This is a genomic window from Citrobacter amalonaticus, assembly GCF_018323885.1.
In the GTDB taxonomy this organism is placed as follows: Bacteria; Pseudomonadota; Gammaproteobacteria; order Enterobacterales; family Enterobacteriaceae; genus Citrobacter_A; species Citrobacter_A amalonaticus.
This window is the reverse complement of the sequence record NZ_AP024585.1, coordinates 47686-72008: the sequence shown is the minus strand read 5'-3', so window position 1 is coordinate 72008 and position 24323 is coordinate 47686. Positions and strand designations below refer to the sequence as shown.

Below are 24323 nucleotides of genomic sequence, written 5' to 3'. Positions count from 1 at the left end.
CTGACTTAACCTTAAGTACTCATTTTTACGAGAACAACCCATGAATACTTTACCTGCCATAAAGATAAATAATCAATAAATTCAATCTAGTAACATGTTGAATACGACTCCCGTGATCGACCTATTACAACGCCATCACCATCTCGTGCCACGCCATCCCGCCGTGCTCGGATTCTGACGGTTTGACGTAGCGATAGCCAAAGTGGGCGTAGAGATCGACATGGCGGTCTTTGCACATCAGGTGAATCGTCTTTTTGTGCATTGCTTTCATCCGCGTCACAAACTCACGCATCATCAGTGACGAATAGCCTTTACCTTGAAAATCCGGGTGCACCACTACCGACATAATCACCGCATTGGGCGCGTGCGGATCGTGCCCCACCAGTTCCTTAAATTCTTCATCAGACATCACCACCTCCCAGGCGCATCCGGCATTGATAAAGCCAGCCACTTCACCGTTGAGTTCCATGCACATGAATCCCTGCGGATAGCGCTGGATACGAGTGGCGATCTTTTCCCGGGTTGCCGCTTCATCGCCTTCATAGGCAAGCGTTTCAATCTCATAGCAGCGATCAACATCGGCGGGTACGGCCTGACGGAATAGCGGAGTGGACATGCGTTTACCTTTTCTTGAATCAACTGGACAGCCTCATCATACCTGCTGACAACAGGGTTTACGCTGATTGTATTCACATGAAGAATGAAGGGTGTGCATTCCATCTTACACAAAGCCCGGCGCTGTGTGATTCGCCGGGCCATTTATAGATGCGCGAGCAGATGGACGCGCTGCGTCATGAAATCAGCTAGCCGAGTAATCCAGATACCCTTCCTTCCCGCCGCCGAAGAACCTCTCTTTAATGGGCGCATTCAGAGGTAAGTCATTTTTCAGACGATGCGGCAGATCCGGGTTGGCAATAAACGGGCGACCAAAACCAATCAGGTCAGCCCAGCCGTTCGTCAGCGCCTCTTCAGCACGCGCTTTGGTGTATTTACCGGAGTAAATCAGCGTACCGTGGAAGATAATACGCAGCGCTTCTTTAAACGCAGCAGGCATGACCGGCGCATCTTCCCAGTCCGCTTCGGCGATATGAATATAGGCAATACCCAGATCGTTCAGCACGCTGGCCGCCGCCAGGTAGGTCGCTTCCGGTGTATCATCTTTTGACCCCATCAGCGTGGTTAACGGGGCGAGACGAATGCCCACTCGCTCTTTACCAATTGCCGCAGAGACCGCCGTCACCACCTCTCGCATAAAGCGCAGACGATTTTGCAGCGAGCCGCCGTAGTCGTCATCACGCAGGTTGGCCTGTGAGTCAATGAACTGGTTGATCAGATAGCCGTTCGCCCCGTGCAGTTCAATACCGTCGAACCCTGCGGCGATAGCATTGCGCGCCGCCTGGGCATAGTCATTGACGATAGCCGGGATCTCTTCCCGCGTCAGGGCTCGCGGCATGTCATGCTGCACCATCTCGCCGACGCCATTTTCCGGACCGCGCCCTTCAACATCGACAAACACTTTCACCCCTGGCGCCTGAATGGCGGAAGAAGAGACCGGTGCCGCGCCGCCAGGCTGCAAAACGGTGTGCGAAACACGACCGACGTGCCACAGCTGAGCAAAGATTTTACCGCCCGCCTTGTGTACGGCGTCAGTGACTTTTTTCCAGCCAGCAATCTGCGCTTCGGAATAGATGCCAGGCGTCCAGGCATAGCCCTGGCCCTGTTGGCTGATTTGCGTGCCTTCGCTAATGATGAGCCCTGCGCTGGCACGCTGTGCGTAATAGTCCGCCATCATGTCAGTCGCGACGTCGCCTGCCCCGGCGCGAGAACGCGTCATCGGCGGCATAACAATCCGGTTTTTTAACGGCAAGGCATTCAGCGCATAGTGATCGAATAACATAATGGGTTCCTCTCGCGATTATTTATACAGTTCTGCACTCATGGTGACGGTGTTGCCCATGCGCGCACTGGTAATTTTGTATTCAGAGGCATTCATCTCTTTGGCTTTTTGCGCGATGACCGCTTCAGCGGAATCCAGCGTGGTGCCGGTTGCCGTAACGCTTTGCGCAGAGGCGTTAAACGCCACAGCAGAGAACAGAGAGGCAGTAAAAATAGCGAAAATAGTTTTCATGTTTATATCCCAGAATAAAGTGATAATTTGGCGTTGATTAACGCGATGGAAGAAGAATACGCCTGTCTACAGATGACATAAATGATACAAATGACAATAGACTATTGCGTTTTAGTTAATAATAAGGCGTCGGATCCTCCGACGCCTGCAGGTCGAATCAGGAAACAAAGTTGTCCTTCAGCGCCTTGAGACCATCACTGTAGATGCCCGTAAACAGCGCCTGAGCCTCTTCGTCAGATACGTTCACCGGCGTGAATTCGCCGGACCATTCCACGCGGGAAATCTGGCTGTCGGCGGTCTCATGAACCGTGATGGTTGAGAGGTAATTCACCACCGGAAACGGCGCCTGAATAATGGAGTAGGTGTAGCTGCGCTGACGATTATCAAACGCTTCCAGACGCTCAATCACGGTACCGCCGTCGGAAGTTGTCAGCGAACGCACGCGCCCCCCTTCTGTCACCACGCTTTTCGGGATGAACGGCAGCCAGTCCGGCAACGCGTCAAAGCCGCCCATCAGTTGCCATACTGCGTCGGCAGAAGCCGGAATTTCAATCGATACACTTGTCTTAGCCATGATATTTTTCTCTTAAATTTATAGGGTTACATTGTCAGGGTGTCGACGACGCCGCCATCGACGCGCAGGGCTGCCCCTGTCGTTGCCGAAGAGAGCGGAGACGCGAGATAAACCGCCAGATTCGCCACTTCTTCCACATCCGCCGCACGCTGGATGATGGAGCTCGGGCGCGCCGTTCTGACAAACTCGTCGGCTTGTTCACGCGGGCTACGTCCGGACTGTGCGGCGGCGTCCGCCAGCATCTCCTGCAGGCCATCGGTAAAAGTCGGCCCCGGCAGAATGGCGTTAACGGTCACACCGGTTCCGGCGAGTCGCTTCGCCAGACCGTGGGACACCGCCAGATTCGCGGCTTTTGTGACGCCGTAGTTGATCATGTCGCCGGGGATAGCCACGCCCGATTCGGACGAAACAAAGATAATTCGCCCCCAGCCCTGTTCCGTCATGGCTGGCGCATAATGACGCGCCAGACGAACGCCGGAGAGGACGTTGACGTTATAGAAGTGCAGCCACTCGTCATCCGGAACGCTGAAGAAATCTTTATCGTTGAAAATCCCCAGATTATTGACCAGCACATCCGTCGTCGGAACGGCGGCGATCAGCGCATTTACGCCATGTTCGGTGCTGAGATCGGCCACCACGCCACGCAGCGACGCCGCAGGATTTTGTGCCGTAATCGCGGCCATCGCGTCATCGACGCCGCGCTGTTTACGCCCGACGACAACCACCGTTGCGCCTGCTTTTGCCAGTCCGGCGGCAATACCCTGCCCAATACCGGAGGTTGAGCCGCTGACCACAGCGACTTTACCTGTCAGATCCAGTTTCATCTTTTTCTCACTCGGTTGATTAACGGGTCGGCAGCGGCGCGTTTTCCGCAACCAGAGCCTGACGGCGCATTTCCGTCCAGAATTCAGCCGGAACGGTTGCATTCAGCGCAGCCAGATCTTCCGCCATACGGCCAGGACGGCTGGAGCCAGGAATAACCGCCGCGACGGCAGGGTTTGCCAGCGCGAACTGCAGCGCCGCTGCTTTAACATCGACGTTAAAATGCGCGGCAATGGCGTGAATTTGCGCCACTTTCTGCTTAATGGCCGGGGAGGCTTTCTGATATTCAAAGTGCTCACCACCTGCCAGTACGCCGGAGCTGTAAGGGCCGCCGACGACGATATCGACGTTATGTTCCAGCGCTTCTGGCATCAGGCGTTGCAGTGCACGTTCGTGATCCAACAGGGAATAACGACCCGCCAGCAGGAACGCATCCGGCTTCGGCTCATCAAGCGCCAGCGTCAGTTCACAAGGTTCAACGCGGTTCACGCCCAGTCCCCACGCTTTGATCACGCCCTCGTCACGCAAACGTGTCAGCGCACGAAATGCCCCCGTACGGGCAATATTGAACTGCTCCAGCCAGCTGTCACCGTAGAAGTCCTGCGCCGGATCGTGGATCCAGACGATATCCAGATGGTCCGTTTTCAGGCGTTTCAGGCTGTCTTCAATCGAGCGCAGGGTGGCATCGGCAGAGTAGTCATTCAGAATTTTGTTCTTCAGGCCGTGTTCGAAAAGACCGCCTTTCTCACCAAAATCACGTTTGGCGGGATCTTCCATTTCGTCCAGCATGATGCGGCCGACTTTACTGCTCAAAACATATTCATCGCGTGGATACTGAGACAGCGCTTCGCCCATACGAATTTCAGAAAGGCCAGAGCCGTACAGCGGCGCGGTGTCAAAGTAGCGCACGCCCAGGTTCCAGGCTTCGCTCACGGTGGCGTGGGCCTCTTCTTCCGGAATGGCACGGAACATGTTGCCGAGCGGCGCGCCGCCTAAGCCGATTTTGCCGGGAAGTAAATTTTTAATGCTCATAAGATGTCCTCAAGTATTCGGGTTTAGTTCGGGCGTTTTTTGCTATCGCCCTGTGACGGAGCTCACAATACCTTGCAAGGTTGTGACTTGATAGGACATAATTCGTCTAACTTAAGTCCTTTGAGGTCTGACATGATTGATTTACGCCAACTGAAATACTTCGTGGTGGTCGCAGAAGAAGAGCACGTAGGACGTGCTGCTGAGCGACTGCATATCTCGCAATCGCCGCTCAGCCGCCAGATTGCGCAACTGGAAGAGCGCCTGGGACTGATGCTGTTTGAGCGCAATCAACAACGTATCCGACTGACTGCTGATGGGCAGACATTCCTCGCCGAAACGCGCTCATTGCTGACGCATGCCAATCGTCTGGAATCACTGGGTAAACGTCTGGGACGCGGTGAAGATGGAGGCTTGTGTATTGGCTATATTGAAAACGCCATGCATTCCGGCGTGCTTTCTACGGCGTTGCGTACGTTACGCTTATCGCGCCCGGATGTGCATATCGCGCTTTACAGCCAGCCACCGGCTACCCAGATTGAAGGTTTGCGCCAGCGCAGCCTCGATTTTTCACTGGTCGATACACCGCCCACAGACAGTGAACAGGATCTGGAATACATTCAGGTTCTGGACGATCGCATGCTGTTGGCCTTACCGCAAAATCATCCGCTGGCGGAGGAAGAAAACCTTGTCGCAACACAGCTTGCCAACCAGCAGTGGATTGCCGTTATTCATAATGACGATGCCCATTCCCGTGATGATTTTGTCGCGGCCTGTGTCAAAGCCGGGTTTAATCCCGATATTCGTTTAGAAGCTGGTGAACCGCTGACAGCATTAGGTCTGGTCGCTGCAGGATTAGGTCTGGCATTAATTCAACATAGCCTGCGTCACAATGCGCCGGAGGGCGTGGTATTACGCGAATTGCCGTGGATGAATTATTCCACGCAACTATGGGCTGCCTGGCATAAAGCCAATCAACGCCCGTTGGTATCCCATTTCCGCCAGATCCTACGCGGTGAATAAAAAAGCCAACGCACGTGCGATTCTTTCACGATGATTGGTGTTAACGTTGCGTTCTGATGCAAAAGCCGGTGAGATTTCCCCGGCTTTAAAAGATATTAATCAAACACACCGTTGATAATTGCGGTTACCACTGCGGTACTCAGCGCTATCAGCACTAAATCATCCCCAACGATTCTCCACTCATAGCCCGGATAGTAAGGGAGTTCTCCCAGCATCGATGCCGGAACCGCCTTTTTCGCGATCCCCGGAGGAAGCGGTTTTCCTCGTGCCAGGTTTTTCGCGATTCCCGGAGGCAGAGAATCATATCCCGTCAGGCCGTAGTTCACCGCCAGATGACGCGCTGTCGCGAAACTGATGTCAGACTCGACGTGATCGGGTTTGCCGTAATTTTTACGATGATCGGAAGAACCGTTGTTTTTCTGGGCCGGATTTCCTTTTTGTCCATGGTTCCCCTGGTTACCTTTATTCCCCTGGTTGCCACTGCTGTTGCCCTGACCGCCGCCATGACCATTTCCGTTGCCATTTCCCGGATTTGCCATAACCGGCGCGGCAAACAGAGAGAGAGAAACCAGAGTGGCCAGCACAGCCGTTAAACCACGACGCTTACCCATGATGTGTTCCTTCCTGCTGAAGTTTCATTTTGACAATAGAACGCCGCCATCCCCCGCGCAATGTCAAAAACTCCTGGATTCGAATTTGCATGCAGACCGTGAATAAACAACCTGTTATGGCGAGGGAAACGCTTCTGTCTTATCTGTTATCATGCCTGCAAATAACGTCCAAAAAACAAAGCCGAGGAAAACATGGGGTCCACCAGAAGAGGGATGCTGAATGTCCTGATTGCCGCCGTTTTATGGGGAAGTTCAGGGGTCTGCGCGCAGTACATCATGGAGCAAAGCCAGATGTCGTCGCAATTTCTGACCATGACGCGTCTGATATTTGCTGGCTTAATTCTGCTGATGCTCTCCGTGGTTCACGGCGACAAAATCTTTTCCCTTTTCAAAAACCGCAAAGACGCCCTGAGCCTGCTGATTTTTTCTGTCGTCGGCGCGCTGACGGTACAACTCACCTTCCTGCTGACCATCGAAAAATCTAACGCCGCGACTGCCACGGTGCTGCAATTTCTGTCGCCAACGATCATCGTGGCGTGGTTCGCGCTGGTGCGTAAGGCCCGTCCCGGCGTGCTGGTGCTGACCGCAATCCTCACCTCGCTCATCGGCACCTTTTTGCTGGTCACGCACGGCAACCCGACCTCACTGTCTATTTCACCCGCCGCGCTGTTCTGGGGGATTGCCTCAGCGTTTGCCGCCGCGTTTTACACCACCTACCCGTCAACGCTGATTGCGCGCTACGGCACCTTGCCGATTGTCGGCTGGAGTATGTTAATCGGCGGGATGATCCTGTTGCCGTTTTACGCCGGTGAGGGCACAGATTTTGTGGTCAATGGCAGCCTGATTCTGGCGTTTTTTTATCTGGTGGTGATCGGCACGTCGTTGACGTTCAGCCTGTATCTGAAAGGGGCGCAGATGATTGGTGGGCCGAAAGCGAGCATTTTAAGCTGCGCCGAACCGCTGAGCAGCGCGTTGCTGTCGTTGCTCTTGTTGGGGATTACCTTCACCCTGCCGGACTGGCTGGGCACGCTGCTGATTCTGTCTTCCGTGGTGTTGATCTCAATGGATTCCCGCCGCCGCGCCAGAGCTGCCTGACAGACTCCGGTGCGGCAACGGTCACTCTTACCAACCCGGCACCGCGCCGCCGTTAAAGATCGTTTCTGCCGCTTTGGCGACCTCAGGTGACTGATAAGAGGCCAGAAATTCCTTCACATTTTCCGCATCTTTATTGTCTTCCCGCGCCACGAGGATGTTCACATACGGCGAATTTTTATCTTCGATAAACACGCTGTCGTGAACCGGAGAAAGCCCGGTTTGCTGAATGTAAGTGGTGCTGATAATCGCCACGTCAACTTTCGGGTCGTCCAGTACACGCGGCAGTTGTGCCCCTTCCAGCTCCATAATCTGTAAATGACGCGGGTTGGCGGTAATATCCAGCGCCGTCGGCAGTAAACCTTTTCCTTCTTTCAGGGTAATCAACTGCTCTTTTTGCAACAGCAACAGCGCACGCCCGAGGTTGGTAGGATCGTTCGGGATCGCCACCGTCGCGCCGTCTTTCAGTTGATCCACCGTTTTGATTTTTTTCGAATAACCGGCCATCGGGAAGACAAAGGTATTCCCCACCGCGACCAGCTTATAGTTGTGTGCCTGATTATCCTGCTCAAGGAACGGACGATGCTGGAAAACGTTGGCATCCAGTTCACCGTGATTGGTGGCATCGTTCGGCAACAGCGAGCCGCTGAAACCGACCAGTTCAACATCAAGCCCATACTTCTCTTTCGCCACTTTTTTGGCGACTTCCGCCACATCCTGCTCAGCGCCGTTAATCACGCCGACTTTAATGTGCTTTGCATCGCTGCTCTGCTGGTCGCAACCGGCCAACAACAATCCTGCCAACAGTACCGCTGCCCCTGTCCGTAAATGAGGTATCGTCAATTTCACGTTTTTATCCTTTTGAAATAACCGCCTGATGAGTAATGAAATGACTATAGCGGGAAGGGCGCTGCGGTTTAAAAAACGAAAAGGTATCAATAAGAAGAAAAAAGCATAAAGCGGGAATATTAAAAAATGCCGATGGCGCTGCGCTAACCCTGCGCAGCGCCATTCGGTTCAGACCAATGCTTTCACGATCTCCATTAATCGGACGATATCCTCAGGTCGGGTATTGCCGGTTTGTGGGTCGATAATTGAGGTGTATAAATGCGGCATTACGCGTGGTACGCCTGCCTCCAGGCAGGTTTGCAGTATGACGCCAAAGTTTTCCACATCAATGCCCCCCGTTGGCTCGATCAGCGTCATGCCGTTACGAGCTGCGGTAGTTGCCAGCACGTACAGCTCAGAAAGCGACTTTTCACCGCCCATTGGGAAGAACTTCGCCGCGTGCGCCCCCATATCCTGCATCATCCGCACGGCGGCATCACAGGAGACGCGCGCCGGCGTACCCTGGCTGCTGCTGACCCCAGTAGAGATAAGCACCTCGCCCGGCGTACCCGTCGGGCTAACCAGCGCATTGATGTGGGTCTGTTCACCTCCCGTCGCCGCCAGCGCGCCGGCGGCAAAACCACTCCCGGTAAAGGTCTGGTTGACGTGCGCCGGATGGACCTGTGATGCAATCATCGCCGCCTTGTAATACTGCGCCGGATCGCCCGCCCCCAGGCCCACGGAAATCGAGGGAACGTCCGCCATCCAGCGTTTTACTTCCTGAACGCCTTCGTCGATCGACGAAAACTGCGCGGACAGGATGCCAATCACCGCATGTCCCTCAGCGGCGTCATAGATTTCCCTGGCGTTAGCGATATCTTTCGCCAGCACGTTAATCGCCACACGTTGACGATAAAAATTAATCTGCTGCATGTTCTGCTATCTCCTTGAGTCGCGCCACAATCAACGCCATTTCCCCCTCAGCGACCGTGCGTGGGTCGAGGCTAAAAACGCCCTGATGGAGGTTATAGCGCCGTGCGTAAATGGCGATATCGCCACCCCGCAGTTGGGCTTCGACTTCACGCGCGTCCAGACCGAGCGTCTGCGCATCAACCCGAACGCGAATGCGCCAGATGGCGCGCCCGGCTTCGTCCTGCTCAATATCGGCGGTCAGCCCGCGGATGGCCGAAATTGCCTCCGCGGTCGGTTGTAACTGTTCGGCGGTCACCACGGTCTGCCCCTGGTGATAATTTTCCAGCGCATATACCAGCCCGACCATGTTCTCTTTGCCTATCTTCATCGCTCTGGCGATACCGTGATGCTGCGCTTTACAGGCGGCAATCCACGGTTTCTTGCCGGTGATAAACCCCGAGGTTGGCGCATTGAAGGCTTTCGCTCCGCTGTAGACAACCATATCCGCCCCGCTCGCCACCCAGGCGTGTAAATCCTCCTCGGCAGCGGCATCGACAATCAACGGCAGATTGTGGATCTGCGCAACCTGCACAAAGTCGTCAATGCTGAGCATGCCTTTCTGCACGCAGTGGTGCGATTTCACATACAACAGCGCGGCGGTCTCGTCCGTAATTGCGCTTTCCAGTTGCCAACGCGCCGCGAGATTGCTCGCCCCGACCTCCACGACGCGCCCGCCGCCCAGACGAATAGCGCTGGTGATGGGGGCGCCATAGTCCACGTTATGACCGCGCAGCATCACCACCTCGTTAGCCATTCCTCTACTGTCCGGCATGAGCGCTACTCTGAGCGGGTCGCCGCGGGTAATGGCGGCGGCAACGGCAATGGCGATCCCCGCCGACGCGCAGGAGGTGACATAGCTGTCCTGCGCGCCGGTATAGCGGGAAACCAGCTCACCGGTACGATCCACCAGCTTGTCGATTTCGACAAAGGTGGAGGCCGCCCGCGCAGTGGCCTGCATCACCTGGGGCGCGACGCTGGAGACGCCAAGAATCGTCATCTTGCCGCAGGCGTTAATCACCTGTTTTAGCCCCAGCTGTTGATAGATATTCTGTGTCATGACTTACAACACTCCCAGCAGCGAACAAACCACGCTAAGCGCCACAATCGACAGCAGAATGGTGGTGTATCGCGGCCCTTTCTTCACCAGAAAGATATAGATGGCAAACACCGCCGCCAGCGGCAGCAGGCCCGGCGCGATGGAGTCAAAAATCTGCTGCACCACCACTTCAGAACCTTTCAGGGCACTGATTTTCAACGGCGTAGTGATCTTGACGTAGCTTGCCGACAGCGCGCCCATCATGATCAACCCCAGCACGTTCGCGCCGTAGATCAGTTCTTTGATTCGCCCCCCTTGCAGTAGCCCGACGATAGAATCACGCCCCAGGGTGTAGCCTTTGTGGATCAGGCCGTAACTGATCGCCAGCGTGATCGCCGGATAGAGGATCAGCGGTGCAATACCACCAAACGCGCTGCCATTAGCGGCGAAAGGAATGAAAATCGCGATGAGTAGCGGCATAACGGCCGCCCATACGATGGAGTCGCCCATCCCAGCCAGCGGGCCCATCAGACCGGTTTTAATCCCGGTAATCGAGGCATCGCTGATCGGCTCGCCGCGCGTTTTCTGCTCTTCCATGGCAATGGAAATCCCCTGGATCACCGCGCCAAAAGTTTGTTCGGAGTTGAAGAAGTTAAGGTGACGTTTTAGCGCCTCCACCTGCTCCTCTTTTTGTGGGTAGAGCTTTTTGATGATCGGCGTCATCGAGGCGCAGAAAATCAGGCTTTGCAGACGTTCATAAGAGTTAGATACCTCCGCGCCCAGCCAGTAGATAAACCATGCTTTGGTGATATCTGCTTTGGTTAACGCCCCGGTTGTCCGTGCGCGTTCAACCAGTTCATGCTGCATTACGTCGCTACTCATCATGCTGCTCCTTCATTTTTCGCCAGACCTTTAATCAGGAAGGCCACACAGGTACCGAAGATCGCCATCGCCATGATGTCCACCTTGAGGTACAGCACCGCGAAGAATCCGCCGATAAACCACGGCAGCAGGCTCTTTTTACCGATCACCATAATGGTGATGGCGAAGCCCAGCGCCGGCAGGATCCCGCCCATGATTTCAAAGGAGTGGGTCAGCCAGTGCGGCATCAGTTTGAGGAAACTTTCCACCACGTCCTGACCGAAGTAGTTCGCGGCAAACACCACCGGGAAACGCAGCGCCAGTCCAAGCAACGCCGGGTAGAGGAATGCACAGCGCATGATGCCCGACATATTCGCCGTTTCCGCGTGCTTATCGGCCATATGTACCCAGGCCGCGTTAAGGGTACGACGCAGCTGGTCGAGGAAAACGCCGATCACGCCGAAGGGGATCGCCAGGGCAATCGCCAGGTTCGGATCCATCCCGGCTTTCACTGCGATTGGAATTGAGATACAGGCTGCCAGTGCCGGATCTGACGGCACGTTACCGCCAGGCGTTGAGGTCACGCCGAGATAAACGAGCTGCATCCCCGCGCCGATGATCATCGCCGTCTGCATGTTGCCAAGCAGTAGCCCGACAAAGACGGCCACCACCACCGGCTGTAGCAGCATGGCAGAGAAGGTGTAGCCAAGGCGTAAGCGGGCAAACCAGTAATACAACCCCATGAGGCTTGCAAAAACTAAGGTATCCATAGTGTTATCCCATTATCAGAGAATTAGAATTTTTTCAGGATATCGTCCAGCGACTGCGGTTTATCTTCCGGGATAGTCTGGAAGAACACCTGAATCCCACGACTTTTCAGGTCGTTAAGAATGCCAACGTCTTTTTCATCGAGCGTAATGTTCTGGAATACTGCTTTGCGGTTTGGTCCGCCACCCAGACCGCCAACCTGAATGGTCGTGACATCAAATCCCTGTTGTACGGCCTGTTGAATCGCCGCCAGGGAAGGGAACAGCACCAGCACATTGCCGTCGCCCAGTTGGTTCTCTTTCCAGGAGGCCGCAAAACTCTGGTTGCTATAGCAATCCACTTTGATGTTCGGCGGCGCGGCCATCAGGTAGATGTTTTTCATAAATGGATCGGCGTCCAGTTCGTCACTGACCACCGCAATGCGGTTGGCCTGGGACTGCCCGACCCACTTCGTCACCACCTGTCCGTGGATCAGTCGGCTGTCGATACGACATAACACGATGTTTGCCATGATGATTTTCCTTATTGTGATTGTTGTAATTGACGGACATGAGCGACAACGTCGAGGCAACTGCTGCGCCCGGCTTCCACCAGTTCACTGACGCAGGTGGTCAGGGAGCCGTGTTCACGTCTGTCCAGCGCTTCCAGCAGTAGCGACGCGTTCAACCCGGATACGACCGCAATCGGATAATCCACGCTTAGCCGCGCTGCCACATTGGACGTCGTGCCGCCAACAAAATCGGTCAGAATAAGCGAGCCGTCCGGCATGGTTTTCACCACGTCCTCGACACGCTGATAAAACTCGCCCAGCGTATCGACGGGCATCAGCGCAATTTCCGTCACGCCTTTAATTTCGCCCATCACCATGCGCAGGCTGTTACAGAGCTGTTGTCCCCAGCCACCATGAGTGAGCAGCAGAATTTCGGGCAACGGTTGAGTGGTAGTCAAAATGGCCTCCTGGCGCAGCTACGTTTATATGAGACTTACAACGCCTGATGGTGCTTCGCTTATCAGGCCTACGGATAGTGCTTTTGTAGGCCGGATAAGGCATTTATGCCGCCATCCGGCAAAACTCATCAAAGTAAGAGCAAGGGCTGTGCCAGTATTTGTGTCACGCGAGAGGGAAAGGTGAGCGGGCAAGGCGCAACGCCTCGCCCGTTAAGGGATCAGCTATAAAGAAGTTCGTAGATATAAAAATATTCCGCATCCGATAAACGGATGGCATAGGCCTCTTCAATGGGCAGAAACGCAGATTTAATGACACTAAACGCGCGGGGATCGAGATTCGGTTTGTTTTCCAGCGCCATCTGTAACGGTTTACGGTTGATCACGATACGCTCAACCATGCAACAGCAGTGGATCAGGAAGCGTAGTGTCACCTGGCGACTCGGTTTCAGAGAAAGCGTGGTCGTCAGATGGTTAAGTACACCCTCCATCTCCTTCAGAATGCGCTGCGGATTGAGCACCGAAATATGGTTAATGATGCTCTCCATGGTCAGCGCGCTGATAAAGCGCATGGCGCTGCGCTCCATCTCCAGACGACGTTCGGCGCTGGAGAGATCTGGCGTCAGCAGGCTTAACACCAGTTCTGGCCCCTGCTCAGAGAACAGTTCTTCCAGCGAGATAAACGGAATATCCGGCAGCCCTGGCTGGAAAGTACCGACAATTCCCGCCAGCCGCTCATTGGCATTCAACGCCTGCTGGACACGTTCGAGGCTGCGCACGTCGTTGTAATCGAGGATCACCATTCGCGTGTCCTGCGACATCAGTTCGCCAAAGCTCTCCTCAAGCACTTTTTTAATCTTTTCCGCCGTCCCCATGCCGGTAATACAGGAGACGACCAGCACTTTGCCGCCGTTTTCCTGCTGCGGGGTACACAGCTGACAGGGGATGTTTTTGCTCTGCATGAGCGCCGCAAGCTGGGGTAAATCGCTGGTTTCGTAGCTTAAATCCAGACCGACCTCCAGCAGACTGGTCAGCGTAATGTTGGGCATTAACAGCACGTCTATCTGAAATAACTTGCTGATCGTACTGCCGAAATGCACCAGAGAACCAATGTCGACCATCAGGATCAGCCGCTGATAGCGTTGGGTCTGAATAATCTGGGTCAGCGTCTCCAGCGTGTCATGCACCGACTGCTCAAACGGCATGTCGACCGCGCTGAACAGATCGCGTTCCAGTACACGGTTAACGTACTGCGCCATACTGGTCGCGGTGGTTGCGCCGTGCGCGACGAGGATCACCCCGCAGTCCGGGCTGGCATCAATGCGCTGGCGGTAGTGACGACACTCTTTCAGGAACAGACACAGCCAGACCACTTCCGTCGCCGGGCACTGAATATGCAGCAGCTCATTGATTTTCCGACACAGCAGCGTGGCATTATCGTATTCGTCTTTACAGCGGTCGAGGATCAGGCTGGAAGAATAGAGTTGCGGAATCAGCCCGCGCTGGACATAGCCAATCAGCGCCAGGAAATGTTTGCGCAGCGGATTCACCAGATTTTCCGGCAGCGTAAAGCCCAGCACCTGCTCCACGCAGCCGATCAGCAGCGTCACGCGTTCTTCAATTTGATCGCCATAGCGCGGCGGATGCGCCACGCTATCACGGCTGTAGAGGCCATATTCGAAGATTGAACTGAGCTTGTTTTTCAGGATGGCCAGCGTTTCCGCCGGCGGGACATTACTGTTGCGCAGATTGACATATTCACGGGTCAGGAAGCTGTAAAAGAGATCGCTCTCTTCGATTTCCGCCCCGGTCGCCAGTGAGGTTTTCAGCGCTGGCAACGTACGCGCATCAATGTTCAGCCGCTCTTTTCCTTCAAACAGCGCGTCGACCAACAAACGTTGTTCCGGCGTGGCATGGAACGGTATCTCCGCCAGTCGTTTATCCAGTTGTAGGGTGTCGTTATGTTCCGTCATCCCCGACGCCCACGCCTGGGCGCACAGGAACTGGATATCGCTCTTCAACTGACCAATGTTACCCTCCAGCGGTTTGTTCAACAGCCAGAGCAACAGCGTCTTGTCGATGCTGACCGTGCGCTCGATTTTGCGACTTTCACGCTGCAAAAAACCAACGATCAGCTCTACCTGTTCCTCAATCGATCGCTGACGGATTCCCGGCAAGTCGATGCTCACCTGAATTCGTCGCTGGAACGTACGCAACAGCGATGAACTCACCGGTTCCGTGGTCGCGCAAATCAGACGAACCGAGATTGGACGCGCCGTGGCGCTGGATCCCAGCGGACGGTACTCCCCCTTATCAAGAATGGAGAACAGTTTTTCCTGTCCTTCGTACGGCAGGCGGTGTACTTCGTCGAGCAGCAAATAACCGCCGTCCGCCTGTTCGACCAGACCGGGTTTATTCTCGTTTGCGCCGGTAAATGCCCCCTGACGATGGCCAAACAGGTGCGAAGAAAGCAGTTCCGGGTTATGGGCGTACTCTGCGCAGTTAAAGTAGACCAACGGCGGCGGAGAACCGGCGGCTTGTTCGCAGGCAAAGCGGTGCATCAGCTCGGCAAAAAAGGTTTTCCCCACGCCGGACGGACCGGTCAGCAGCACATGTAGGCCCTGTGGATAGAGCACGGCGGCACGGCCTTTTTCAACCGCGTCACGCAGGCTGCGATCGTAGCCAATCAGGCCGGTGAAAGGATCGTCACCGCCCGTATTTTCCGCTTGCGGAAGCAGGTCGGCCACCGAGCGCACCTCGCGCTCGCTACTCTCCAGTTTGCGCCCCAGCAACGTCTCCAGCGTCTGTCTGTGCAGGAAAAACACCGGACGTCCCCGGCTTTTTATCGCCAGACCATCGTTCCACAGCTGATTGAGATCTTTACTGACCGAGTTGCGCGCCAGCCCCAGGTTAAAGCCAATCGCCTCCGCCGTGAATGCCGTCTCCTGCGCCAAATCGGCACGATCCAGCCCACGCGTCAGCCTTTCAAGCTCTCCCAGTACGATCTCAATCCGTCTCATCTCTTTACCGCTTAAGAATTAAATGATTGTTCAGAACATACACTATTCTGCTATGCAAGAAAGTGAATCGACGTCCAGACGTCATAGTGAATCCGTCCGGTCATCAAAATGTTTTCGATAAATAATGCCTGGCGGCCCCTTTTTCCGGGAAGTCATCGAGGGTCAGTTGCAGTTGATAACCGTTCTTCTGATAGAACGGCAACGCCTGAAAGCTCAGGGTATCGACCAGCGCATGCAGACAACCTCTCTCACGAGCAGCGTGCTCTGCGGCCTGGATCAGTTGGCTGCCGTAACCGCCTTTACGCAGGGATTCATGCATCCATAAAAAATCAATGCTCAGCCATTCCCCTTTAATTTTGCCAATCAGCCCGCCGCGGATTTTCTGTTGCTCGTCACGCCAGTACACCGCCAGAACGCCAAAATTTCTCGTTTTCAGGAACTGGAAATTGTAGGCACGCAACCCGGTGAGCAGTGCGTTTTGATCGTCTTCGGTAACGGTATCGGTAATCTGTATCTGCATTCTATCCTCCTGAAAAATTAAAACTTTCGGCTGAAGCTTTTTCCAACTTTAGTACGGGCTGCTGAGGGAGTCGTACACCGTCTACACTTACTCTTGAAATGATGCGCATCGACTACAAGGATTATTACCATGAAACGAGCCGTTTTACCGATCATTGCTACCCTTTTATTACTGCCAGCTCTGGCACAGGCCGACTCGCCTTACGGCGCACTGCAGACCGCGCACGAGAAAAATACGATACTCAAGGACCTACGCAAGATCTGTACGCCGCAAGGTTCACCTTCTGACGAGGCGTGGGAAAAAACGATCATGGCGAATGAAGGAAATCAGCAGCACATCCGCGAGGCGGCGTTAGCAATGGAAAGGAATAATCAGAGTAACTACTGGGAAGCGCTCGGCAAAGTGGAATGCCCGGACATGTAAGCGTGAAGCCCGCGCTTCACGCCCGATAATGAACTTTACCGCTGGCGAATATCCGGGATGATTAAGTCGCCGCGCAACACATACGATCCCAACATGCTTTGCGTTTTTTCATTCAACCAACTGACTATCCGCGCCGCCATCGCATCCATGGAGTATTCGATTGCCGGGATGGTCGGGATCCCCGGAAGATGTAGCGAACCGGCAAGGCTGAAGATCATAATGTCTTCAGGAACCGACTTATTAAACGCCTGCAATTGCGGGATCACCCGCTGAGCCTGCTGCTCATCCGCCACCAGCAGCGCGTTAAAGTTAAGCGTGGAGGCGTTATTTAACAGCTCTTGCAACGCCACCGAAGAAGACGTCGCTTCCATAAAGACCAGGTTGCGATTAAAGGGCAGGAAATTCTTCTCCAGCGCATGTTTGTAACCGAGCAACACCTGTTCGGAAAACCCCATGCCTTCAGGATGGATGAGAGCAATTTGCCGACGATTTTGGCTAATCAGGTAGTTACAGGCCGTTTCGGTGGCAAAGGCATGGTCAAACTGAATACTGGTCACATCATCGCCCGCTTCCAGACAGTCCACCAGAATGACGTTTTCCTGGCTGATATTCAGCGGGAAGCGCGCACCAATAATCAGTACGTCGTCGCACAAGCCGCAGCTTAATTCATCGAGGGCGCTCATCACTTCCGCTTTGGTGTTGGCAAAACGAAGCAACAAATGTTTCTGATGCTGGCTCAAGTGCTTTTCCAGCGCGTAAAGGTAGCCCGTCGTCTGGTTGATGTTGTCCTGCGCACAAATTACGCCTATGCAACCGGTGCTCTGACTGAGCAGTGACTGGGCAATCACATTCGGACGATAGTTCAGCTCATCCACCGCCTTTAACACGGCAAGGCGACTGGCTTCCTTCACGCCACGCGATCCGCTCAACACGCGCGACACCGTGGCTTTAGACACGCCAGCCAAACGCGATACATCGTTGATAGTAGACATCATTCTCCCCTGACAGAGCCTGCCTGGCTCCTTTAATCCTGAATTTAACACTGGCTCAAATATTCACCATCTGCAGTATAGCCGTTTCCTTTTTTCATGGAAACCGATTTTCCGTTTCCACTCAAAAAGCGTGAAATAGCGACAAAACCGTGAGCTAAATCCAAATAATTAGCCTTATAAGAATAAGATCTTGACGGTTGTCACAGTTCCGTTTGCTTCGTATGGAAACCGGTTTCCGTATGATATCAAATCAGACTCGCAATAAGTTTTTACATTTTGAGGATGGTTAATAATGTTCAGGATTATGTTGTGTTGCTCTGCAGGGATGTCCACCAGTCTGCTGGTTCGTAAAATGGTCGAAGCCGCAGAAGAGCGGAAGCTGCCAGTACAAATTGATGCATATGGCGTTTCCGAATTTGACATTCAGTTTCCAAACTACCAGGTGGTGTTACTTGGCCCCCAGGTAAAATACATGCTTAACACGCTCTCAGAGAAGGCTGCCACCCAAAACATCCCCGTAAAAGCCATTGATATGCAGGATTACGGAATGCAACGCGGTGACAAGGTGCTGGATTTTGCTCTGTCGCTGATTGAAGCGGCACATTAGAAAGGTGTCATTATGAGTTCGTTATATCAGTCAATGGTTGCTGTCATAGAACAATCCATCACGCCTCTTGCCGGTAAACTGGGCCAGCAGAAATATGTGATTGCGATTCGTGATGGTTTTACCGCGGCGCTGCCGTTTATGATCATCGGCTCGTTCATGCTGGTGTTTATTTTTCCGCCATTCTCTGCCGAAACCACCAATAGTTTTGCCCGTGGCTGGCTCGATTTTTCCGCCACATACCGTGAACAGCTGATGCTGCCGTTTAACCTCAGCATGGGCGTTATGACGTTCTTCATCTCCGTGGGAATTGGCGCCAGTCTGGGGCGTCAGTTTAATCTCGATCCGATTATGTCCGGCCTGCTGGCGTTTATGGCCTTTTTGCTCGTCGCCGCGCCGTATGCCGACGGGAAAATCTCCACGCAGTACCTTTCCGGTCAGGGGATCTTTACCGCGCTGATCACCGCCATCTATTCCACCCGCGTCTATGCATGGTTGAAGCAGCACAACATCACGATCCGTCTGCCGAAAGAGGTCCCGACCGGCGTCGCCCGTTCGTTTGAAATCCTCATTCCGGTTCTGGTGGTCATTGCGACACTTCATCCGCTAAACCTGTTTATTGAAGCGCAGACCGGAATGATTATTCCGCAGGCGATTATGCACCTGCTGGCACCGCTGGTTTCAGCCTCTGATTCCCTGCCGGCAATCCTGCTTTCGGTTCTGATGTGCCAGATTTTCTGGTTTGCCGGTATCCACGGCTCACTGATCGTCACGGGCATTATGAACCCGTTCTGGATGGCAAACCTGTCGGCAAACCAGGCTGCCCTTGCAGCGGGTGTCGCATTGCCGCATGTTTATCTGCAAGGTTTCTGGGATCACTACCTGCTGATCGGCGGTGTGGGCTCGACTTTACCGCTGGCCTTCCTGCTGCTGCGCAGTCGCGTTACCCATCTGCGGACTATTGGCAAAATGGGGATTGTCCCTAGCTTCTTCAACATTAATGAGCCTATTCTGTTCGGTGCGCCGATCATCATGAACCCGATGCTGTTTATCCCGTTCGTCTTCGTGCCCATGATCAACGCCGTACTGGCTTACACAGCGACCCGTCTGGGCTGGCTGGATCAGGTGGTGTCACTGACACCGTGGACCACGCCCGCACCGATTGGCGCATCGTGGGCGGCAAACTGGGCTTTTAGTCCGGTGGTGATGTGCCTGATCTGCATGGTGATGTCAGCGTTGATTTACCTCCCGTTCCTGCGTGCTTACGAACGTTCCCTGATGAAAACAGAAGAGCAAAAAGCCCAGGATGCCGTCTCCGTGGCGAACGCTGCCCGTAGCAACTCATAATGAATCAAGGAGTCAGAACAATGAGATACCGTTTTCCTGAAAACTTCTGGTGGGGCAGTGCCTGCTCAGCGCTGCAAACCGAAGGGGATAGCCTGAACGGCGGCAAAAGCCAGACCACATGGGATGTGTGGTTCGACCGCCAGCCAGGTCGTTTCCATCAGGGGGTTGGCCCGGCGAACACCTCGACGTTTTATCAGCACTGGAAACAGGACATCGCGCTGTTGAAGCAGTTAAAACATAACAGCTTCCGTACCTCGCTAAGCTGGTCACGCCTGATTCCTGACGGTACGGGCGAGGTGAATCCTGAGGCGGTGGCGTTCTATAACAATGTCATTGACGAACTGCTGGCGCAGGGCATCACGCCGTTTATCACGCTGTTTCACTTCGACATGCCGATGGTGATGCAGGAAAAAGGCGGTTGGGAAAACCGTGACGTCGTGGAGGCCTTTGGCCGCTACGCGCAGACGTGTTTCAAATTGTTCGGCAACCGCGTTAAGCACTGGTTCACCTTCAATGAGCCAATTGTGCCAGTGGAAGGCGGCTATCTGTATGACTTCCATTACCCGAACGTAGTGGATTTCAGGCGTGCGGCGACCGTGGCGTATCACACCGTGCTGGCCCACTCGACGGCGGTTCGCGCTTACCGCGCGGGCAACAACGATGGGGAAATTGGCGTGGTGCTCAACCTGACGCCTTCCTATCCGCGTTCACAACATCCGGCGGATGTGAAAGCCGCGCACCATGCCGATCTGCTGTTTAATCGTAGTTTCCTCGACCCGGTGCTGAAAGGGGAATATCCGGCGGATCTGGTGGCATTGCTAAAAGAGTACGATCAGTTGCCAGCCTGCCAACCGGGTGACGCACAGCTGATTGCCGATGGCAAAATCGACCTGCTGGGGATTAACTACTACCAGCCGCGTCGGGTGAAATGCCGTGATACCGCAGTCAATCTGAATGCGCCTTTTATGCCGGAGTGGTTGTTTGATTACTACGAAATGCCAGGCCGCAAAATGAACCCTTATCGCGGGTGGGAAATTTATGAGCCGGGTATTTACGATATTATTACGAACCTGCGTGATAATTACGGCAACCCGCGCTGCTTTATTTCTGAAAACGGAATGGGCGTAGAAAACGAACAGCGCTTTATTCAGGATGGACAAATTAACGACAACTACCGTATTGAATTTGTTTCTGAACATCTTAAATGGCTGCATAAAGGCATTAGCGAGGGCTGCCATTGTCTTGGCTACCATATGTGGACCTTTATTGATAACTGGTCATGGCTCAACGGATATAAAAACCGCTATGGCTTTGTACAGTTAGATTTAGACACGCAAAAACGTACGGTGAAAAAGAGCGGCGAGTGGTTCGCTAATACCGCCGAACACAATGGATTCGATTAAGAGATACAGACAATGATTGCATTAGAAGAAGCAGTAATGGAAATTATCGTCAATGCCGGACAGTCCCGTAGTCTGTGCTTCGAGGCGCTGCATGCCGCGCGCGCAGGCAACATTGACGAAGCGAAAAGCCTGCTTCGGGAGGCTGACGGCTACGCCCGTCAGGCTCACCACATGCAAACCAAATTGATCGAACAGGATGCCGGGGAAGCCCGGCAACCTATGACGTTAATTATGGTGCATGCGCAGGATCACTTAATGACATCGCTGTTAGCTCGCGAATTGTCAGAAGAAATTATTCACCTCTATCAACGTTAATTTGAATTAAATAATAAACGGAGACGTCACTACGATTAAATAAATATTACCTGTACCTCTATATAAATAACAGATCAACTTGTTTTGGTGATAGCGAATTACACCGAGGCGGGATGGTTATTATCTTAAAATAAATTAATGCGCTCATCTATTCAGGATGCTTAATGCAAACTGAAGGATAAAACGTAAATGAGATAACCATGAACATGATAAAAAAACTTCCATTAGCCATGGCGGTCGTGGCCGCGCTTTGCCCAATTTCTGTACTCGCGCAGGAATTTACTCAGGAACAAATCGACGCCATCGTCGCCAAAGCCGTAGATAAAGCCCTTGCGGAACGACAGGCGAAAATGGACGCTGCTGTGGCGAAAAAAACCGATATCATTAACGAGCCGCAAAGCGCCGCACAGTCACCGGATATGGCCATCCCGTTCGGTGTGAAATTCAGCGGCTATGCACGTTATGGCGCGCAGTTCCAGAGTGGCGATCAGAAATATGTGGGCGTTGATGGTTCCTATAACGGCGCATCCGCCATTGGTCGTCTGGGTAACGAAGGCAACGGCGGCGAATTCCAGCTCTCCAAAGCGTTCAAAGGCGACAACGGCGCGATCTGGGATATCAACGTGATGATCGACCACTGGGGCGACGAGGTGAACCTCAAGAAAGCTTACGCGGGAGTCACCAACGTCCTGGAATCCAACCCGAACGCCTATATCTGGGCCGGTCGCGACTTCCACCAGCGTCCGCAACAGGGGATCAACGACTACTTCTGGATGAACCACGACGGCCAGGGTGCCGGGGTGAAGAACTTCGATATTGGCGGCGTACAGTTTGACGTGGCCACCGTGGCCGCCGTTGAATCGTGCAGCCCCGAAGTGATGGAAGATGAAGCCAACCCGTCACGTATCACCTGTACCGGCGGTTCCGGCACCGGTGATAAAGGAAACTACGCCGTTACCTCAAAAATTCACGGCATGAAACTCGGTCCATTGGATCTGGAAATCTACGCCAACTACGGCTTTGACTCGAAAGCCGTCGACACCGACGATCGCCTGAAGGCCTGGCAGGGCGCGTTTGTGGTGAGCCATACCAATGACAGCGGCGTCAACAAAGTGATCGCCCGTTACTCTGATAACTCCGACAACAGCGTTTACAACAAAACCGACGACCTGACCGCGATTTACGCCAGCTTCGAAGGAAGCCATAAGTTTACGCAGCAGGCGCAGGTTGAATACCTGTTGGCATTCCATGACTACGATAACAGTGCCGATCAGAGTGAAAATCGTAAGAACTACGGTGCCATTGTGCGTCCAATGTACTTCTGGAACGACGTGCATTCCACCTGGCTGGAAGCAGGCTATCAGCGTGTCGATTATGACAACGGCGGCGATAACAAAGGCTGGAAGCTGACGCTGTCGCAGAACATGTCGATTGCGATGGGACCGGAATTCCGTCCAATGCTGCGCTTCTATGTCACCGGCGGCAAAGTGGATAACGACCGCACCGCCCGTGTGAACGGCACAGATGACGAAACGCTGGACGATTTCAACGTCGGCGCGATGTGGGAAGCGTGGTTCTGATTGGCATTATTGCGTTATGCCGGATGGCGGCATAACTGCCTTATCCGGCCTACAGTCACGTAGGCCCGGTAAGCAACGCGCTACCGGGCATAATGCCGGATGGCGGCGTTAACGCCTTAACCGGCCTACGTGAAGGAACCCTCAAAGAGGGTTGAGGTCATTGCATACCCTTTATGCGAACTTTCGCTGCCACCAGAAGCGCCGTCAGCAGCATCAGGCTGCCGGAGAGTATCAGGGGCGACAGCAGGCCAAGGTTATCGAGTGCATAGCCTCCCACCGCGGCCCCACAGGTATTGGCAAGCTGGATCACGGCGACCTGGACGGATCCAGCCTTTTCTGCCTGATCGGCGAGCGATCGGGTGATCCACGTTGACCATCCCACCGGCACCAGCGCAAACGCCAGCCCCCAGATAATCGCAATGCTTGCCGCGACGATCTTGTCGCTGCCCCACAGAGTCAGCACCAGCGCACTCAGCGCCAGCACCAGCGGCGCACCGGCCAGCGCCAGTTTAACTGAGTGTTTGAGAATCACCGACGACAACGAGGTGCCGACAAAACTGGCGATCCCAAAGCTTAACAGCACCAGCGTCAGGCCATCGACATCAAAACCCGCCAGGTTCATATACACCGGGCGGATATAAGTGAAGAACGCAAACTGTCCGGCAAAGGACATAAAGATGGCAATCATTCCCGCCATCACTCCCGGACGATTCAGCAGGCTGACTATGTTTTGCTTCTGATGAGAAGGCTCGCCGGGCAGCGACGGTAACGATTTCACCAACCAGACAATACACAGCACGCCCATCACCGCCGCCACATTAAAGACGTTACGCCAGCCGATGATTCCCCCCAGGAAACTGCCCAGCGGAGCGGCAATGACCAGCGCGATGGAGACGGCACCGAAAATCACCGACAACGCTTTCGGCACCGTACGCGGCGGAACCAGTCGCATGGTCAGCGAGGCCGACATCGCCCAGAATCCACCCAACGCCAGTCCCAGACAGGCGCGTCCCACCAGCAGTAGCGCGAAGGAATCGGCAAAGGAGACCAGCAGACAGGAGAGGGTCAGCAACAAGGAGAACAGAATCACGACGTAGCGACGGTCAGTGGCCTGAATGATCTGAGTGATAAACAGGCTGGCAAACATGGCGACAAACGCGGTGACGGTCACCGACTGTCCGGCAACGCCTTCCGAGATACCCAGATCCTGCGCCATCGGCGTTAACAGACTGACGGGTAAAAACTCAACGGTAATCAGGCTGGCTACACAGAACGCCACGGCAAACACCGCCGACCAGTTTGGACGTGCGACAACATCAGCGCGGGTTTTCTCTTCGATACATTCACTCATTTTGCAATCTGCGTCGATTTCTGGTGGGAAAGTTACGCAGTTTAACATTTTTATTGTGACGGATTTAACGTTTTGTCAA

At 54.0% G+C, this 24323-nt stretch carries 26 protein-coding genes; 8 read left to right on the top strand and 18 right to left on the bottom strand.

Annotated elements, in window-relative coordinates:
- Positions 1 to 124: 124 nt before the first annotated feature.
- The 6 genes from KI228_RS00355 to KI228_RS00330 form a co-directional block, all read right to left on the bottom strand.
- Entirely contained in the window at positions 125 to 616 is a 492-nt protein-coding gene (locus KI228_RS00355) for a GNAT family N-acetyltransferase (RefSeq protein WP_042323390.1), read from the bottom strand.
- 183 nt (positions 617 to 799) lie between these two features.
- Positions 800 to 1897, bottom strand: coding sequence for an alkene reductase (locus KI228_RS00350; RefSeq protein ID WP_212807531.1), 1098 nt, complete (start codon positions 1895 to 1897; stop codon positions 800 to 802).
- A gap of 18 nt (positions 1898 to 1915) precedes the next feature.
- On the bottom strand, positions 1916 to 2128 hold the full coding sequence (locus KI228_RS00345) for a YdgH/BhsA/McbA family protein (protein ID WP_042323394.1): 213 nt from the start codon (positions 2126 to 2128) through the stop codon (positions 1916 to 1918).
- A 157-nt stretch (positions 2129 to 2285) separates the two neighbouring features.
- Entirely contained in the window at positions 2286 to 2702 is a 417-nt protein-coding gene (locus KI228_RS00340) for an SRPBCC family protein (protein WP_042323396.1), read from the bottom strand.
- Positions 2703 to 2728: 26 nt separating this feature from the next.
- Positions 2729 to 3526: an SDR family NAD(P)-dependent oxidoreductase gene (locus KI228_RS00335; RefSeq protein WP_042323398.1), complete on the bottom strand. Its 798-nt coding sequence runs from the start codon at positions 3524 to 3526 to the stop codon at positions 2729 to 2731.
- Between the two features lie 19 nt (positions 3527 to 3545).
- Complete coding sequence (locus KI228_RS00330; RefSeq protein ID WP_042323400.1) at positions 3546 to 4556, bottom strand: aldo/keto reductase; 1011 nt, start codon at positions 4554 to 4556, stop codon at positions 3546 to 3548.
- Between the two features lie 132 nt (positions 4557 to 4688).
- Here KI228_RS00330 and KI228_RS00325 point away from each other — a divergent pair, with 132 nt between their 5' ends.
- Positions 4689 to 5576, top strand: a complete 888-nt coding sequence (locus tag KI228_RS00325; RefSeq protein ID WP_042323402.1) for a LysR substrate-binding domain-containing protein — start codon at positions 4689 to 4691, stop codon at positions 5574 to 5576.
- A 95-nt stretch (positions 5577 to 5671) separates the two neighbouring features.
- On the opposite strand, the gene KI228_RS00320 is transcribed toward KI228_RS00325, so the two are convergent.
- Positions 5672 to 6187, bottom strand: a complete 516-nt coding sequence (locus KI228_RS00320; RefSeq protein ID WP_042323404.1) for an anti-virulence regulator CigR family protein — start codon at positions 6185 to 6187, stop codon at positions 5672 to 5674.
- A 192-nt stretch (positions 6188 to 6379) separates the two neighbouring features.
- Between KI228_RS00320 and KI228_RS00315 the strand changes: the two genes are divergently transcribed.
- Positions 6380 to 7282, top strand: coding sequence for a carboxylate/amino acid/amine transporter (locus KI228_RS00315; protein WP_042323407.1), 903 nt, complete (start codon positions 6380 to 6382; stop codon positions 7280 to 7282).
- A gap of 27 nt (positions 7283 to 7309) precedes the next feature.
- Here the strand turns inward: KI228_RS00315 and nlpA are convergent, their stop codons facing one another.
- The 9 genes from nlpA to KI228_RS00270 form a co-directional block, all read right to left on the bottom strand.
- The gene (gene nlpA, locus KI228_RS00310) at positions 7310 to 8128 is read right to left on the bottom strand and encodes a lipoprotein NlpA (RefSeq protein ID WP_042323409.1); all 819 of its coding nucleotides are present in this window, start codon (positions 8126 to 8128) and stop codon (positions 7310 to 7312) included.
- Positions 8129 to 8296: 168 nt separating this feature from the next.
- Positions 8297 to 9040, bottom strand: coding sequence for a 2-dehydro-3-deoxy-phosphogluconate aldolase (gene dagF, locus KI228_RS00305; RefSeq protein ID WP_042323411.1), 744 nt, complete (start codon positions 9038 to 9040; stop codon positions 8297 to 8299).
- Positions 9027 to 10136 (bottom strand): D-glucosaminate-6-phosphate ammonia lyase, encoded by a 1110-nt coding sequence (dgaE, locus tag KI228_RS00300; protein WP_042323413.1) that lies wholly within the window; start codon positions 10134 to 10136, stop codon positions 9027 to 9029. The genes dagF and dgaE overlap by 14 nt, the downstream gene beginning before the upstream one ends.
- Before the next feature lie 3 nt (positions 10137 to 10139).
- Entirely contained in the window at positions 10140 to 11000 is an 861-nt protein-coding gene (locus KI228_RS00295) for a PTS system mannose/fructose/sorbose family transporter subunit IID (protein WP_212807529.1), read from the bottom strand.
- Positions 10997 to 11746 (bottom strand): PTS mannose/fructose/sorbose/N-acetylgalactosamine transporter subunit IIC, encoded by a 750-nt coding sequence (locus KI228_RS00290; protein WP_042323417.1) that lies wholly within the window; start codon positions 11744 to 11746, stop codon positions 10997 to 10999. The genes KI228_RS00295 and KI228_RS00290 overlap by 4 nt, the downstream gene beginning before the upstream one ends.
- A gap of 23 nt (positions 11747 to 11769) precedes the next feature.
- Positions 11770 to 12255, bottom strand: coding sequence for a PTS sugar transporter subunit IIB (locus tag KI228_RS00285; RefSeq protein ID WP_042323421.1), 486 nt, complete (start codon positions 12253 to 12255; stop codon positions 11770 to 11772).
- Between the two features lie 11 nt (positions 12256 to 12266).
- The gene (locus KI228_RS00280; RefSeq protein WP_042323424.1) at positions 12267 to 12692 is read right to left on the bottom strand and encodes a PTS sugar transporter subunit IIA; all 426 of its coding nucleotides are present in this window, start codon (positions 12690 to 12692) and stop codon (positions 12267 to 12269) included.
- Positions 12693 to 12910: 218 nt separating this feature from the next.
- Positions 12911 to 15709 carry a transcriptional regulator DagR gene (gene dagR, locus KI228_RS00275; RefSeq protein ID WP_042323426.1) on the bottom strand — a complete coding sequence of 933 codons (2799 nt, stop codon included), beginning with the start codon at positions 15707 to 15709 and terminating at the stop codon, positions 12911 to 12913.
- Positions 15710 to 15812: 103 nt separating this feature from the next.
- Entirely contained in the window at positions 15813 to 16229 is a 417-nt protein-coding gene (locus tag KI228_RS00270) for a GNAT family N-acetyltransferase (RefSeq protein ID WP_042323429.1), read from the bottom strand.
- Positions 16230 to 16358: 129 nt separating this feature from the next.
- On the opposite strand from KI228_RS00270, the gene KI228_RS00265 reads away from it, so the two are divergent.
- Positions 16359 to 16652, top strand: a complete 294-nt coding sequence (locus KI228_RS00265) for a YicS family protein (RefSeq protein ID WP_042323431.1) — start codon at positions 16359 to 16361, stop codon at positions 16650 to 16652.
- Positions 16653 to 16687: 35 nt separating this feature from the next.
- Here the strand turns inward: KI228_RS00265 and KI228_RS00260 are convergent, their stop codons facing one another.
- Positions 16688 to 17644 carry a LacI family DNA-binding transcriptional regulator gene (locus KI228_RS00260; RefSeq protein ID WP_042323433.1) on the bottom strand — a complete coding sequence of 319 codons (957 nt, stop codon included), beginning with the start codon at positions 17642 to 17644 and terminating at the stop codon, positions 16688 to 16690.
- A gap of 292 nt (positions 17645 to 17936) precedes the next feature.
- Between KI228_RS00260 and KI228_RS00255 the strand changes: the two genes are divergently transcribed.
- The 5 genes from KI228_RS00255 to KI228_RS00235 all read left to right on the top strand — a co-directional run bounded on the left by KI228_RS00255 (position 17937) and on the right by KI228_RS00235 (position 22893).
- Positions 17937 to 18251, top strand: coding sequence for a PTS sugar transporter subunit IIB (locus tag KI228_RS00255; RefSeq protein ID WP_042323435.1), 315 nt, complete (start codon positions 17937 to 17939; stop codon positions 18249 to 18251).
- Positions 18252 to 18263: 12 nt separating this feature from the next.
- On the top strand, positions 18264 to 19595 hold the full coding sequence (locus tag KI228_RS00250; RefSeq protein WP_042323438.1) for a PTS sugar transporter subunit IIC: 1332 nt from the start codon (positions 18264 to 18266) through the stop codon (positions 19593 to 19595).
- A gap of 20 nt (positions 19596 to 19615) precedes the next feature.
- Positions 19616 to 20998 carry a glycoside hydrolase family 1 protein gene (locus tag KI228_RS00245; RefSeq protein ID WP_042323440.1) on the top strand — a complete coding sequence of 461 codons (1383 nt, stop codon included), beginning with the start codon at positions 19616 to 19618 and terminating at the stop codon, positions 20996 to 20998.
- Positions 20999 to 21010: 12 nt separating this feature from the next.
- Positions 21011 to 21313, top strand: coding sequence for a PTS lactose/cellobiose transporter subunit IIA (locus KI228_RS00240; protein WP_008786514.1), 303 nt, complete (start codon positions 21011 to 21013; stop codon positions 21311 to 21313).
- Between the two features lie 200 nt (positions 21314 to 21513).
- Complete coding sequence (locus KI228_RS00235) at positions 21514 to 22893, top strand: carbohydrate porin (RefSeq protein ID WP_042323442.1); 1380 nt, start codon at positions 21514 to 21516, stop codon at positions 22891 to 22893.
- 157 nt (positions 22894 to 23050) lie between these two features.
- Here the strand turns inward: KI228_RS00235 and nepI are convergent, their stop codons facing one another.
- A complete protein-coding gene (nepI, locus tag KI228_RS00230; protein WP_042323445.1) occupies positions 23051 to 24244 on the bottom strand; it encodes a purine ribonucleoside efflux pump NepI in 1194 nt (397 codons plus the stop codon).
- Between the last annotated feature and the right edge of the window lie 79 nt (positions 24245 to 24323).